This window comes from Faecalicatena orotica (assembly GCF_003149245.1).
Lineage (GTDB): Bacteria > Bacillota > Clostridia > Lachnospirales > Lachnospiraceae > Faecalicatena_A > Faecalicatena_A orotica.
Genome location: NZ_QGDL01000003.1, coordinates 37669 through 52449 on the forward strand (window position 1 = coordinate 37669; position 14781 = coordinate 52449).

The window sequence follows — 14781 nt, forward strand, 5'->3', positions numbered from 1 at the left end:
GTATAGACTAAACTTGGAGGAGCAAGATTGACAAGGGGTAATCAGGATAGACGAAGAATAGAGATACTGGCGCCGGCAGGTTCTTATGAGAGCTTTCTGGCGGCTATAAGAGCAGGGGCGGATGCGGTTTACGCAGGCGGCCCTCGTTTTGGTGCGCGGGCTTTTGCAGATAACTTTACGGAAGATATGCTTTTAAAAGCCATCGATTATGCACATTTACATGGCAGAAAGCTGTATCTGACTGTTAATACACTGCTTAAGGATGCGGAGACGGATCACTTATATGAGTATCTTGCACCACTGTACCGTCAGGGGCTGGATGCAGTGATTGTTCAGGATACAGGGGTCCTGGAATTCATGAGAACGCAGTTTCCAAAGATGGCGGTACATGCCAGCACCCAGATGACGATTACAAATGCAGAGGGCGCTCTGTTTTTGGAAGAGCAGGGGGTGGAGCGGGTTGTACCGGCAAGAGAGCTCTCTCTGGAAGAGGTCAGGGAGATTGCTGACAGGACAGGGCTGGAGATCGAGTGCTTTGTACATGGGGCACTCTGCTACTGTTATTCAGGACAGTGCCTGCTAAGCAGCCTGATCGGTGGAAGAAGCGGCAACAGGGGACAGTGTGCACAGCCGTGCAGACTTCCTTTTACGACGGATAAAAAGAAAGAGCATTTACTGAGCCTGAAAGATATTTGTACACTGGAACTGATTCCAGAGCTTGTTGAGGCAGGGATCGATTCCTTTAAAATAGAGGGCAGGATGAAAAAGCCGGAATATGTGGCCTTAGTAACCTCTATGTACCGGAAATATACAGATTTATATCTGGAGGAAGGGAAAGAAGCATTTCGGGTTACGGACCAGGATAAAGAAATGCTGATGGATATTTACAACCGCGGAGGGTTTAGCACCGGATATTACAGGCAGCATAACGGGAGAGACATGTTATCCCTGAAGCGGCCGAACCATGCCGGGGTTCCTGCCGTAAGGGTGACGGGGCAGAAAGGCCGGGAAGTTTTCGGTGAGGCCCTGACGGATATCCACAAAGGTGATATACTGGAACTCGACAGTTCCAGAGACCATATGGATACAAAGAATAACTATACCTTTGGGAAGGATGCGGGCAGGGGAAGCGGTGTCTCACTTCTTGTTCCGAAGGGAAGGAAATATGCGAAGGGGATTGTATTATACCGCCTTCGTAACCAGAGCCTGCTGGATGATATTGGGGAACGTTATGGCAGAGGTGCCGTTTGGGAGCCAATCACCGGAAGAATGGAGCTCAGACAGGGTGAGAAGGCCGTGCTGACAGTCAGCCGCGGCGAGGTATCCGTAACGGTCAGGGCAGAAGAGCTTACAGAGGAGGCCAAGAACCAGCCTCTGGATGAGACCCGCCTCAGAAAGCAGCTTCAAAAGACCGGGAATACAGAATTTAATTTTGAAAATCTGGAAATTGTAACAGAAGGGGCAGTTTTTCTTCCCATGCAGAGGATTAACGAACTTAGGCGCCGGGCACTGGAACTGCTGGAAAAGAAAATCTGTGACGGATTCCGGCGGAAAGAAGAGGGCACCCTTTACGGAGAGCGGATGATGGATCAAGTGATTTCAGGCAGTCTTTATCAGGAGGAATGGTTTCCCCGGCTGTCTGCACTGGTGGAATCAAAGGATCAGCTGAGGGCTGCGGCAGATTCTGATGACCTGTACAGGATTTATATAGACAGCGTCATTGAAGGTGACATTTTCCGGGATCATGAACTTGCCGGTCTGAGAGATAAATGCAAAGAGACGGGAAAGGAGTTCTTTCTTGCCATGCCGCATATTTTCCGAAAGGAGGCGGCTGCGTTTTTTGACGCGGGCTGGGAGGACTTTCTGAAGTTTGGATTTGACGGGGTTTTGGTAAGGAATTATGAAAGTTTTCATTATTTAAAGGAACATGAATTTGACAAGAAGGTCATATTGGACCATAATCTATATGTGTTCAATCAGAAGGCAAAGCAGTTCTGGAACAGACAGGGGCAGATTTCATTTACGGCACCTGCCGAGCTAAACGAAGGGGAATTAAAGGAATTAGGCATCAGTGAGGCCGAACTGGTCGCATATGGAAGGCTTCCCGCGATGGTTACGGCCCAGTGTATCTTAAAAACGACTGACGGATGCAGCAGGGTGCCCGGTATCACGAGGATCAGTGACAGGTACCAGAAAGAATTTCCAGTCAGGAATTGCTGCCGTTTTTGTTATAATATCATATATTATACCTCTCCACTTTTTACGGCGGATTTAAAAGAATCTTTAAGGGGGCTTTCCCCGGCCGGGCTGAGGATGCAGTTTTCGCTGGAAGATGCAGAAGAGACGGCACGTATCATCCGGTTATGCGGGGATATTTACCACAGGGACATGCCGGCTGATTTGAAAGACACAGATTTTACCAGAGGACATTTTAAACGGGGGGTAACCTAGTTCTTAACGACTTATAAAGCAGGTGAAAAATGGTTAATGTAATAGTAGAATTATCAAAGTATATTATGATCATACTGATGGCTGTATACACATTTTCATGCTTTTCGGTATTTGCCCAGGTATATGAAGAAGATAAGAAGTGGATACTGATCAGGCAGAATGTCCTGATGTTCCTGATTCAGTTCACGGCATATCTGGTCATGTATCTGCAGACAGAGGAGAAGAAGCTTGTCTTCTTTTATCTGGCCCAGGTGGTACTGCTGATTGCGATCCTTGTACTGTACAGAGTTTTATATCCGAAAGTATCCAGACTGATTGTAAATAATATGTGTATGCTGCTGAGCATCGGATTTATCATGATTACAAGGCTGACTTACTCAAAAGCAGTGAAGCAGTTTATATTTGCGGTGCTGGGAACCGTGATCGGGCTGTTCGTACCGGTGCTGATAAGAAAACTGAAGTTCTTAAAGGACTGGGGGTATATCTATGCCGGCATCGGGATACTCGCACTGGGGGCTGTTGCCGTACTGGGGCAGATATCTGACGGGGCGAAGCTTGGATTTACAATAGCGGGATTCGGGGTACAGCCTTCTGAATTTATCAAGATTTTGTTTGTGTTTTTTGTGGCGGCGAGCCTGAACAGGTCGACAAGTTTTAAAAATGTTGTGATCACGACGGCCATAGCGGCCGCACATGTTCTGATCCTTGTTATTTCCACGGACCTTGGTGCCGCTTTGATTATGTTTGTTGTTTATCTGGTTATGCTCTACGTGGCGACCAGAAATCCGTTCTATGCAATTGCGGGCATCGGGGGAGGGAGTGTGGCCGCCGTGCTGGGCTATCATATGTTCAGCCATATTAAAGTCAGGGTTTCAGCCTGGCAGGACCCGTTTGCCTCTTACAGTGAGGGCGGCTACCAGGTCGCACAGTCTTTGTTTGCAATCGGGACGGGGAGCTGGTTCGGGATGGGGCTGTATCAGGGACTGCCTGACAGCATACCGGTAGCAGCCGAAGATTTTATTTTTTCCGCCATTTCAGAAGAAATGGGACTGATATTCGCGCTGTGCCTGATACTCGTGTGCGTGAGCTGTTACGTAATGTTTTTAAACATTGCAATGGCGATCCGCAACCAGTTCTATAAATTAATAGCTCTTGGTCTTGGAACCTGCTATATTTTCCAGGTATTCCTGACAATCGGCGGTGTTACAAAGTTCATTCCGTCTACCGGGGTGACGTTGCCGCTGGTCAGCTATGGAGGAAGCTCCATGCTGAGTACAATGATTATGTTTGGGATTATACAGGGCCTGTATATTTTAAGAGAAGACGAGGAAGAGATTATTGAGAAGAGAAGAGAAAGAGATATTCGAAGAAGTGAGCCAGGGGGGAGGGCGCCGGGGAAGAAACAGCCGCCAAAACAACAGCCAAGACAGCCGCGGAAGAAAAAACCAGCGTTCGAAGAAGTTCCGCAACAAAGAGTTCGCTAGAGTTACCTATCTCTTTGTCGCGTTGTTTCTGGCGTTGATGGCGTATATTGTATATTTTAACATTGTGCGGGCAAAGACAATCGTAAACAGTCCGTATAATGAGCGTCAGGATGCATTTGCCGACCGGGTCATACGAGGGAACATTGCAGACAGGAACGGCAATGTCCTTGCAACGACAGAGGTTGCGGAGGATGGAAGCGAGGTGCGCAGCTACCCTTATGGGGCTGCTTTCGCACATGTAGTCGGATTCAGCAATTCTGCTGCTGGCAAAAGCGGCCTGGAATCAATTGAGAATTTTGAACTGCTTACCTCGAACTCATTTTTTGTAGAAAAGTTAATGAACGAGTTTAAAGATGAAAAGAATATGGGGGATACGGTTGTTACGACTCTTGACGCGGATCTGCAGCAGGCTGCCTATAATGCACTTGGCAGTAATAAAGGTGCAATTGTCGTAATGGAGCCGGGCACAGGAAAGATACTGGCTATGGTCTCGGGGCCGGCCTATGATCCGAACAGCGTGGAGAGTAACTGGGATGTCCTGAATTCAGACGATACAAACAGCCCGTTGTTAAACAGGGCGACACAGGGGCAGTATGCCCCCGGCTCAACATTCAAAGTAGTCACGGCGCTGGAATATATGCGGGAACATAGTGATTATGCGAATTACAGCTATGAATGCAATGGTGAGATCACGGCGGATAATGTGACGATCCACTGCTTTGACAGTACCGTTCACGGGCTGGAGGACCTGCGTAGTTCTATGGCGAACTCCTGTAATTCCTCATTTGCCAATATCGGGTTATCTTTAAACAAGACATCGTACCGGAAAACCGCGGAGGACCTGCTCTTTAATAAGAAGCTTCCGTCTGTAATGGACTACTCCAGAAGCTCTTTTAAGATTAATGAAAAGTCTACAAGCGCCGATATGATGATGACGGCAATGGGACAGGGGGAGACATTGGTCAGTCCTTACCACATGGCCTTGATTACGTCCGCAATTGCCAACGGCGGAACATTGATGGAACCATATCTTGTCGAAAAAGTAACGAATTACAATGGAACAGAGATCAGTAAGAATGTCCCGAAGAGTTATAGAAAGCTGATGACCTCTGATGAGGCATCCCAGCTGAAAGATTATATGCGGGCGGTTGTGGACGAAGGAACGGCAACGCTTTTGAGTGGTCAGTCCTATACGGCGGCAGGAAAAACAGGAACAGCTGAGTACAGTCTTGACGACGGGGAGAAGACACATTCCTGGTTCATGGGATTTACCAATGTTGACAACCCGGAGCTTGTGATCAGTGTCATTATCGAAGGCTATGACGGAGATGCAGGAGCAAAGGCAGTGCCTATCGCTAAGCAGGTGCTGGATGCTTACTATTATTAAAATATAGGGCCAAAAGTGGTGAAGAAAATGCAGATGACAATTTACTGTGACTTATATGTCAGTGAAGATTTGGGGAAGAAAAAAGAGAAGGTAATGCAGAAACTTCGGGAAAACAAGGCACAGCCTTCGGTTTATGTAATAACCCTTGCACAGGGGAGACAGAACCATCTGGAATTTTATTCTTCCCTGCTTTTAAAACAGCATATTTATGAAGATACCCCTCTGTTTGTTGTGGGAATTGCAGACGGATATGACGATGCTATGTACTTGGTGGAACAAATCGTCAGAGAAATTTATGACCGGACGGATGATACCGATGTACGGGGATACATCGAGAAGCGTCAGATAGAATATGAGGAAGGCAGAGTGTAAGAGCAGATGTTACATATAATCCTGTTGATTTTAAAAATTATAGGATGGATATTGCTTGCGATACTGGGACTTATTGTATTGCTTCTTTGTGTCGTCTTTTTTGTGCCCCTTTGCTACCGCGCAGACGGAAGCTGTAAGGGAACTTTTGACTCCCTGTACGGGAAAATCCGTTTTTCCTGGCTTTGGCATCTGGTCAGCGGTATTGCCGTGTATGAGGAAGGTAAGTTAAGCTGGACGGTCAGGATTGCATGGAAGAAGATGTCGTCGGAAGAACCGGTGCAGGAATCCGTTTTGGATGAACTTGAGGTGCCTGGGGAAAACATGCGTCAGGGAGAACCGGCGCAGGAAGAGATAAAGCAGGAGCCGGGCAGAGAAAAAGAGCCAGACAAAGAGAAAGAGCCGGGAGAATTTGAATCTGATGCGAAGCGTCTGGAGAAGCTCATGCAGGAGGAAGTAAAGCAGATACCTTTCCCTGAACCTGAAGAAAAAGAAGAGGAGAAGGGGCCCGGTTTATTCAGCAGGATTGGGAACCTGTTTCGGGGTTTCACCGAAAAGGTAAAGAAATTATATGAAAAGTTAAAATATACATTTCTTAAAATCTGTGATACTATGAAAACAACGTCGGATAAGAAAGACAAGCTGATCCTGTTTATTACGGATGAAGTCCATAAATCAGCATTGGGCGCCGTACTCGTGGAGGTGAGGAGGCTTCTGCGCTTCCTGAAACCAAAGAAACTTAAAGCGGATGTCCATTTTGGTTTCGAGGACCCGTATTATACAGGACAGGTACTGGCGGTACTAAGCGTGATTTATCCATTTCTTGGGGATCATGTAGACATTGAGCCGGACTTTGAACAGAAAGTATTGGAAGGCAGTATTATGATTTCAGGAAAGGTGCGTGTTCTTTACATGATCATCATGCTCTGGAATCTGGTATGGAATAAAAACGTACGGACCACAATAAAACATATCCGGAAATTTGAATTATAGGAGGAATCAGGCATGGCAGAAGAAAACAACTTCAAAGCAACAGTGGAAGCATTATTTCAGGGGATGGACAGTGTTGTGACATCCAAGACCGTAGTAGGGGACGCAATCAATGTGGGGGATACGATTATCCTGCCGCTTGTGGATGTTTCATTTGGAATCGGGGCGGGCTCATTCAACGCTGATAAAAAGAACAAAGGCATGGGCGGTATGGGCGGAAAAGTGACCCCGAGTGCGGTATTGGTTATCAGAAACGGGTCGACGAAGCTTGTTAATATTAAAAATCAGGATACCATCACAAAGATACTGGATATGGTTCCCGATATGGTAGACAAGTTTACGACAAGAAAAGAAGATAAGGTGACAGAGGAAGACGTCATGGATATCCTGAATTCTGAAGAATCAGATGAAAATGATGCACGCATTTAAAGAATCCGCATAGAATAAACCAAAGAACCTGCCGGAGGCTGGCAGCTATGAAAAAAGTAATAGGATTCGCATTACTCTGGTTTGCAATAGGAATGTTCCTTATGCTGATTCTGCCGAATGGGATAGGACTGATCATCACCTTTATATGCCTGGCGGTGGGATATAAGCTGTTTTGCAGCTGCTAGCAGAACAAAAAAAGTAATGAAGCTGTATTTTACAGACAATAATTGTCGTAAAGTACAGCTTTTTCTATTGCCGGCAATAGTAATTGGCCGGGACATAAATTTTAACTATATGTTGCCATAAAATATAAAGATTATCCTATGGCAGTATCTCCATGCTATAATTTTAAGCACGAAACAAATGAAAATTAGATTGCAGGGAGATTGAAAGATGAAAATAAAGGAATTATTTAAACAAAAAACGGTTCTGTCTTTTGAGGTGTTTCCACCGAAAAGGACGGGGTCCATCCATACAATATACCGTACTCTGGATGAACTGAAAGAACTCCGCCCAGATTTTATCAGTGTTACCTATGGGGCTGGCGGAAGCGAAAACTGCAGGACGACACTGGACATTGCTTCAGCCATCAGGAATGATTATGGGATTGAGAGTGCGGCACACCTGCCGTGCATGGGGCTGACAAAAGAAGACATCCTGACGCAGCTTGGCCAGTTTAAAGAGGCAGGGATTGAGAACATTCTGGCACTCAGGGGAGATTATGTGCCGGGACTGGAGTCGAGGGGCGATTTTCAGCATGCGGATGAGCTGATTTCCTTTATCAGGGAGAATGGTGACTTTCATATCAGTGCGGCCTGCTACCCCGAAGGGCATAATGAGTCCGCAGATATTGTTGCGGACATCCGCAATCTGAAAAGAAAAGTAGATGCAGGGGCGTCCCATTTGATTTCACAGTTGTTTTTCCACAATGATTACTTTTATAAATTCAGAGAGCGGTGCACCCTGGCCGGGATCGATGTTCCCATAGAAGCCGGAATCATGCCTGTGGCCAATAAGAAACAGATCGAACGGATGGTGTCACTCTGCGGGGTGCACCTGCCGTCCAAATTCGTCACCATGATGGAACGTTATGAAGACAATCCTGAAGCTATGAGGGATGCCGGAATTGCATATGCCATCAATCAGATCGTGGACCTGATATCGCAGGGAGTTGACGGAATCCATCTTTACACGATGAATAACCCCTATATTGCATCGCGGATATATGAGGCCGTACACAGGTTAATCGCAGCATGAATATCCGTATTCTGTTATCAGTGTTTTTAATTCTTCTATGTACCGGGAGGCGGATGCGCTGAACGGTACCTTTTCATGAGAAATCAGCCCCACCTTCATCCTCTCATCAGTCTCCAGCTTTACGGAAACAATATTATCTCCGTTGAGGTCACTGTTAAGTACACCGGTACAGATTGTATATCCGTTCAGACCGATAAGGAGATTAAACAGAGTTGCCCTGTCGCTGACATGGATTGTTTTTTTATGGGGCGCGGTACTGAGTATCTCCTCGGAAAAATAGAAGGAATTAAAGGTTCCCTGCTCAAACGCAAGAAACGGGTAATCGTCCAGATCTTCCAGTGCGACCTGCTTCCTGCCTGCCAGAGGATGTCCGGAATGAATGAAAACATGGGGAATGGCATCAAACAGCGGTGTAAAGCGCAGGGCATTCTCCTTCAGAAGTTTTTTCAGCACTTTTTCGTTAAAGGAGCTCAAATAAAGAATTCCTATTTCACTTCTCATGTTTGCCACATCTTCTATAATCTCATAGGTCCTTGTCTCCCTCAGAGTAAACTCGTATTCATCTGCCTCGAGAGAAGAGATCAGGTTTACAAAGGCGTTGACAGCGAATGCATAATGCTGGGTGGAGACGGAGCAGAGCTGCCTCGAAGGCTTTTTATTTGTATACCGCTGTTCAAGCAGCTGGGTTTGTTCAATGATCTGGCGGGCATAGGAAAGAAATTCCGTTCCGTCCGCGGATAAGGAAATGCCTTTTGGTGTCCGGTAGAATATTTCAATCCCCAGTTCTGCCTCGAGTTCCTTTACAGCGGTGGACAGGGTGGGCTGTGAGATAAAGAGCCGCCTTGCCGCCTCCGTGATGGAACCACATTCTACAATTTTAATTACATATCTTAACTGCTGTAGTGTCATAATAAAATCCTGCCGTTTACATTTAGTTTTTATTAGGATATAATGAAATTCTGCCTTACAAGGTACAAAAAAAGTACCCACATAAGTGAGTACCCCCGTGTCAGTTCAATGTTTATTAAGCGCGTTCTACACGTCCTGATTTTAAGCAGGATGTACAAACGTACATTTTTTTAGATCCGCCTTCTGTTTTCACTCTAACGGACTTCACATTTGATTTCCACATTTTTGGTGATTTTCTATGAGAGTGACTTACGTTGTTTCCAAAATGAGCACCCTTTTCACAAATAGCACATTTAGCCATCATTGCACCTCCTAACAATCTGAAATAGTCCATACAGACTCACAACACTGTTATTTTAGCAGATAGGGGTGGTTTATGCAAGCACTTTTTCAAATTTTTCCTTTTCCTTTTCTTTTACGGTTCACATAATCTGGAATTCATGATAAAATCAATATAAATAAACCGAACCGGGAGATGATATGGTACATACTATCCCGGGAACGAAGAAAGCGGGGAAGACTATGGGCAGACGGGTGATTACAATTGGGAGACAGTACGGGAGCAACGGGCATAGAATTGCTAAAAAATTATCTGAACGTCTTGGGATTCATTATTATGACAAGGAATTAATCAAGATTGCAGGTGAGATGCAGAACATTACTTATGAAGAATTACTCAAAGTAGATGAAAAGAGGGCTAATCCGTGGCGGTATCCGGTGGAGGATGAAGTCCAGATGGCGAAGCAGTTCCGCTTCGAACCTATGAATGATGTGCTTTTTTATACACAGGTAGAGATTATTAAGGATCTGGCTGCAAAAGAAGACTGCATTATTGTCGGACGCTGCGCGAATGACATCCTGAAAGGGTATGAGGGATGCAGGAGCGTGTTCATTCATGCCCCGTTTGAGAAACGGGTAGAAGTCATTATGGAGAGGGCGTCTGTTGATGAGAGGGAAGCATCACTTCTGATTAAAAAGATTGATAAACAGCGCAGATATTATTATAACTATTTTACAGACCAGAAATGGGAAGATATGACACAGTATGACATCTGCCTGAACAGTGGAAGTGTCTGTGAGGAGCAGATTCTCGATGTTTTGGCAGCACTTTATGAATCGATATTGTAAAATTCGGATAAAGAGAGTATAATACCTGTGTTGATTATCGCGAAAATCCATATAAGAATTGGAGGTAATATATGATGAAGGGTAGTATGAGTACAGATCTGGGGATTATTACGATCAATCCTGACGTAATTTCCAAGTATGCAGGATCTGTTGCGGTAGAGTGTTTTGGCATCGTCGGTATGGCTGCGGTCAATATGAAAGACGGATTAGTAAGGCTTTTAAAGAAAGAAAGCCTGACCCACGGAATCCATGTGGAGATTTCTGAGGATAATGTCCTGGCATTAGATTTTCACGTGATTGTTGCTTATGGAGTGAATATTCTTTCAGTTTCTGACAATCTGATGAACAATGTGAAGTATAAGGTAGAGGAATTTACCGGCATGACTGTAGATAAAATAAACATCTTCGTCGAAGGTGTCAGAGTGATTGATTAAGGAGGATACTTGTCGTGGCAACAAAAACGATAAATACAGAGCTGCTTACGAAGATGTTTTTAGCGGGGGCAGCAAATCTGGAGGCAAAAAAGGAATTTATTAACGAGTTGAATGTATTCCCGGTTCCTGACGGGGATACGGGGACGAACATGACGCTGACGATCATGTCTGCGGCCAAAGAAGTCAGCAGTCTGGAAAACCCGGATATGCTGTCTGTATCCAAGGCAATCTCTTCCGGCTCCCTTCGTGGCGCCAGAGGGAACTCAGGAGTCATCCTGTCCCAGCTGCTGCGTGGATTTACGAAGGAGATCCGTGAGTTCAAAGAGATTGATGTGCCGGTACTGGCACAGGCATGTGAGCGTGCCCGTGCGACAGCCTATAAGGCGGTCATGAAGCCGAAGGAGGGAACAATCCTGACTGTGGCAAAGGGGATCGCTCAGAAGGCGGCAGAGATGGCCGAGACAACAGATGATCTGGAAGTATTCATTCCGGAAGTGATTAAGCATGCGGAGTATGTTCTTTCCAAGACACCAGAGATGCTTCCGGTCCTGAAGGAGGCTGGTGTTGTGGATTCAGGCGGACAGGGACTTTTAGAAGTGATAAATGGTGCGTATGATGCTTTCCAGGGGAAAGAGATCGACTACAGTGCGATTGAGGCAAGCGCCGGGACAAAGATGGTGAAACCGACGGCTCAGGCCGAGGCGGACATCAAGTTCGGTTACTGTACGGAATTCATTATTATGGTGGAGAAGGAATTTACGGATGATGACGAGATAGATTTCAAGGCATATCTGGAATCGATCGGCGATTCCATCGTCTGCGTGGCAGATGATGATATCGTGAAGATCCATGTGCATACGAACGATCCGGGGCTGGCAATCCAGAAGGCACTGACCTATGGACAGCTCTCCAGGATGAAGATTGATAACATGCGTGAGGAGCATCAGGAGAAGCTGATCAAAGATGCTGAGAAGCTCGCCGCACAGCAGAAAGAAGAGAAGAAGGTTACGGTTCCGAGGAAGTCTGTCGGCTTCATCGCGGTTTCAATCGGTGAGGGAATGAATGAGATATTCAAAGAACTGGGTGTTGACTATATTATCGAAGGCGGCCAGACGATGAACCCGAGTACGGAAGACATGCTGACGGCAATCGATGAAGTAAATGCTGACCACATTTTTATTCTGCCGAATAACAAGAATATCATTCTGGCTGCCAATCAGGCACAGATGCTGACAAAGGATAAAGATATCCTGGTAATTCCGACGAAGACAGTCCCTCAGGGAATTACAGCCGTGATCAATTACATGCCGGAGGCGGATATTGATACGAACGCGGAGACGATGAATGAGGAGATCAAGAACGTTAAGACAGGACAGGTTACTTATGCGGTCAGAGATACGAAGATAGATGACAAGGAGATCCATGAGGGAGATATCATGGGAATCGGCGATGCCGGAATCCTTTCTGTCGGACAGTCTGTAGAGGAGACGGCGAAGGATATGCTTTCCCAGCTTGTCGATGACGATACAGAACTGATCAGCTTATATTATGGACAGGATGTCCTCGAGGAGGATGCGGCACACTTTGCAGAGCAGATCGAGGAATTGTATCCGGACGTGGATGTGGATGCACATTCAGGCGGCCAGCCGATTTACTACTATGTATTATCTGTAGAATAACGAAAGACATAAATACAGGAACGGGCCAGCACCCAGAAGAGGGCAGCTGACCCGTTTCGAAAGTTATAGACCAAAACGTGTCAGGAAATTCAGGCAGGAGAATAATAATTCTATGAACGAAGATTCTAAAATCAGTGCGTTAAAAGGAATAGGTGAAAAGACGGAGGCATTATTTGTGAAAGCCGGAATCCGTACGATCGGCGAGCTGCTGCGATACTATCCAAGAGGATATGATGTTTATGATGACCCGGTATCTATCGGGGAGGCAGTGGAGGGCAGGACGGTCGCCATAACCGGTGCCATATACGGAAAGGTACAGGTGGGCGGCAGCCGGAATATGCAGGTTACCACGATATACCTGAAGGATATTACAGGGACGCTGAAGGTGATCTGGTTCCGCATGCCGTTTTTGAGAAATACGCTTGCACGCGGAGGCATCATTACACTGCGGGGCAGAATTGTAAGAAGGCGCGACGGACTTGTGATGGAACATCCCGAGATCTTTTATCCGAGTGCGAAGTACGAGGAGAAACAGGGTACATTGCAGCCGGTCTATCCTCTTACGGCAGGGCTTACGAATAATGCAGTCAAAAAAGCGATGCTGCAGGCGGTCGAATATCTGGATCTGAAGCAGGAATTCCTGCCTGAGGATATCCGGATGAAATATGGTCTGGCTGAGTATAATTATTCTGTGAGGGGGATTCATTTCCCGGAAGATAAAGAAGAATTTTTCCATGCCAGAGAACGTCTGGTATTTGAAGAATTTCTTGTGTTCGTCTTATCTCTTAAGAATCTCAAAAGCAGGGAGGACAAGGCGAAGAACGGATTTCTGTTCCGGGATCAGGAAAAGATCGACGCCTTTTTAGGTGCACTCCCGTATGAGCTGACGAATGCACAGAAAAAGGTATGGCTTGAGATGAAGCGGGATATGTCAGGAGAGCATATCATGTCGCGGCTTGTGCAGGGAGACGTAGGTTCCGGCAAGACGATAGTGGCGCTTTTAGGTTTGATGTATGCCGGGCTGAATGGATATCAGGGGGCGATGATGGCCCCGACGGAGGTGCTGGCAAAGCAGCATTATGAGAATATCACTTCGATGTTCGGGCAGTATGATATCCCGCTGAAGACAGAACTGCTGACCGGTTCGATGACGGCAAAGGAGAAGCGGGAGGCTTATGAACGGATTGCCTCCGGGGAGGCCGATATTATCATCGGGACCCATGCCCTGATTCAGGAGAAGGCACAGTACCGTAATCTGGCGCTTGTCGTAACAGATGAGCAGCACCGTTTTGGTGTGAAGCAGAGAGAGACGCTGGCCGGAAAAGGTGTTATGCCACATATTCTTGTCATGAGCGCCACGCCGATTCCACGGACGCTGGCAATCATCCTTTATGGCGATCTGGACATTTCGGTTATCGATGAACTGCCTAAGAACAGGCTTCCGATTAAGAACTGTGTGGTAGACACAGGATACCGCGGCACGGCTTATAAATTCATGCAGAAACAGGTGGCAGAGGGCAGGCAGTGCTATGTGATCTGCCCGATGGTTGAGGAAAGCGAGAGCATGGAGGCGGAAAATGTAATCGACTACACCCAGATGCTGAAAGAATCTCTCGGAAACGGCATCCACATTGCTTATCTGCATGGCAAGATGAAGCAGGCGGAGAAAGATATCATTATGGAAGCGTTTGGAAGGAATGAGATCCAGATTCTTGTCTCCACTACGGTCATAGAGGTCGGGATCGATGTCCCGAATTCGACGGTCATGCTGATAGAGAATGCGGAACGGTTCGGCCTCGCCCAGCTCCACCAGCTCAGGGGCCGGGTGGGAAGGGGGAAACACCAGTCCTACTGCATTTTTATGAGTGCATCTAAATCAAAAGAGACAAAAGAACGTCTTGAAATTTTGAATAAATCAAATGATGGATTTTTTATTGCATCCGAGGACTTAAGACTGCGGGGTCCCGGCGATCTGTTCGGAATCCGCCAGAGCGGGCTTCTGGATTTCAGGCTTGGTGACGTGTTCCAGGATTCTAAAATCCTGAAGATGGCGAATGAAGCCGCGGCAGAACTTTTAGAGGAAGATCCGGAACTGATAAAAGAGGGACATGAAAAGCTGAGAGACCATATTAACCACTATATGTCTGAGATTATGCTGGAGAATACGCTCTGACGCTCCCGGGAAAATGCTTTAAAAGCCTGTAAAATCCGCCTTTTTTAGCAATTTACAAAAATCACTAAAGAAGGAAGGAACTTCCAAGAGT

General features: G+C 46.3%; 14 protein-coding genes. 12 read left to right on the forward strand and 2 right to left on the reverse strand.

Annotated elements, in window-relative coordinates; all coding sequences use genetic code 11:
• Positions 1 to 27: 27 nt before the first annotated feature.
• From A8806_RS05965 to metF, 8 genes are all read left to right on the forward strand, one after another.
• Positions 28 to 2451, forward strand: a complete 2424-nt coding sequence (locus tag A8806_RS05965; protein ID WP_109730282.1) for a U32 family peptidase — start codon at positions 28 to 30, stop codon at positions 2449 to 2451.
• A 29-nt stretch (positions 2452 to 2480) separates the two neighbouring features.
• Entirely contained in the window at positions 2481 to 3935 is a 1455-nt protein-coding gene (locus A8806_RS05970; protein WP_109730283.1) for an FtsW/RodA/SpoVE family cell cycle protein, read from the forward strand.
• 37 nt (positions 3936 to 3972) lie between these two features.
• Positions 3973 to 5322, forward strand: coding sequence for a peptidoglycan D,D-transpeptidase FtsI family protein (locus tag A8806_RS05975; protein WP_109730562.1), 1350 nt, complete (start codon positions 3973 to 3975; stop codon positions 5320 to 5322).
• 27 nt (positions 5323 to 5349) lie between these two features.
• A complete protein-coding gene (locus A8806_RS05980; protein WP_109730284.1) occupies positions 5350 to 5694 on the forward strand; it encodes a hypothetical protein in 345 nt (114 codons plus the stop codon).
• Positions 5695 to 5700: 6 nt separating this feature from the next.
• Positions 5701 to 6684, forward strand: a complete 984-nt coding sequence (locus A8806_RS05985) for a DUF2953 domain-containing protein (RefSeq protein ID WP_109730285.1) — start codon at positions 5701 to 5703, stop codon at positions 6682 to 6684.
• Positions 6685 to 6696: 12 nt separating this feature from the next.
• Positions 6697 to 7110 (forward strand): GerW family sporulation protein, encoded by a 414-nt coding sequence (locus tag A8806_RS05990; RefSeq protein WP_109730286.1) that lies wholly within the window; start codon positions 6697 to 6699, stop codon positions 7108 to 7110.
• A gap of 47 nt (positions 7111 to 7157) precedes the next feature.
• On the forward strand, positions 7158 to 7295 hold the full coding sequence (locus A8806_RS26095) for a hypothetical protein (protein WP_181368603.1): 138 nt from the start codon (positions 7158 to 7160) through the stop codon (positions 7293 to 7295).
• A gap of 208 nt (positions 7296 to 7503) precedes the next feature.
• Complete coding sequence (metF, locus tag A8806_RS05995; protein WP_109730287.1) at positions 7504 to 8367, forward strand: methylenetetrahydrofolate reductase [NAD(P)H]; 864 nt, start codon at positions 7504 to 7506, stop codon at positions 8365 to 8367.
• Here the strand turns inward: metF and A8806_RS06000 are convergent.
• Positions 8353 to 9276, reverse strand: coding sequence for a LysR family transcriptional regulator (locus A8806_RS06000; protein ID WP_109730288.1), 924 nt, complete (start codon positions 9274 to 9276; stop codon positions 8353 to 8355). The two genes, metF and A8806_RS06000, sit on opposite strands and share 15 nt — an antisense overlap.
• Before the next feature lie 115 nt (positions 9277 to 9391).
• Complete coding sequence (rpmB, locus tag A8806_RS06005; protein WP_025657513.1) at positions 9392 to 9577, reverse strand: 50S ribosomal protein L28; 186 nt, start codon at positions 9575 to 9577, stop codon at positions 9392 to 9394.
• A 179-nt stretch (positions 9578 to 9756) separates the two neighbouring features.
• Here rpmB and A8806_RS06010 point away from each other — a divergent pair, with 179 nt between their 5' ends.
• The 4 genes from A8806_RS06010 to recG all read left to right on the forward strand — a co-directional run bounded on the left by A8806_RS06010 (position 9757) and on the right by recG (position 14690).
• Positions 9757 to 10404 carry a cytidylate kinase-like family protein gene (locus tag A8806_RS06010; RefSeq protein ID WP_242995964.1) on the forward strand — a complete coding sequence of 216 codons (648 nt, stop codon included), beginning with the start codon at positions 9757 to 9759 and terminating at the stop codon, positions 10402 to 10404.
• Between the two features lie 74 nt (positions 10405 to 10478).
• Positions 10479 to 10838, forward strand: a complete 360-nt coding sequence (locus A8806_RS06015; RefSeq protein WP_181368622.1) for an Asp23/Gls24 family envelope stress response protein — start codon at positions 10479 to 10481, stop codon at positions 10836 to 10838.
• Between the two features lie 14 nt (positions 10839 to 10852).
• Positions 10853 to 12517, forward strand: a complete 1665-nt coding sequence (locus A8806_RS06020; RefSeq protein ID WP_109730290.1) for a DAK2 domain-containing protein — start codon at positions 10853 to 10855, stop codon at positions 12515 to 12517.
• A gap of 46 nt (positions 12518 to 12563) precedes the next feature.
• Positions 12564 to 14690 (forward strand): ATP-dependent DNA helicase RecG, encoded by a 2127-nt coding sequence (gene recG / locus A8806_RS06025; protein ID WP_278321105.1) that lies wholly within the window; start codon positions 12564 to 12566, stop codon positions 14688 to 14690.
• The last annotated feature ends 91 nt before the right edge of the window (positions 14691 to 14781 follow it).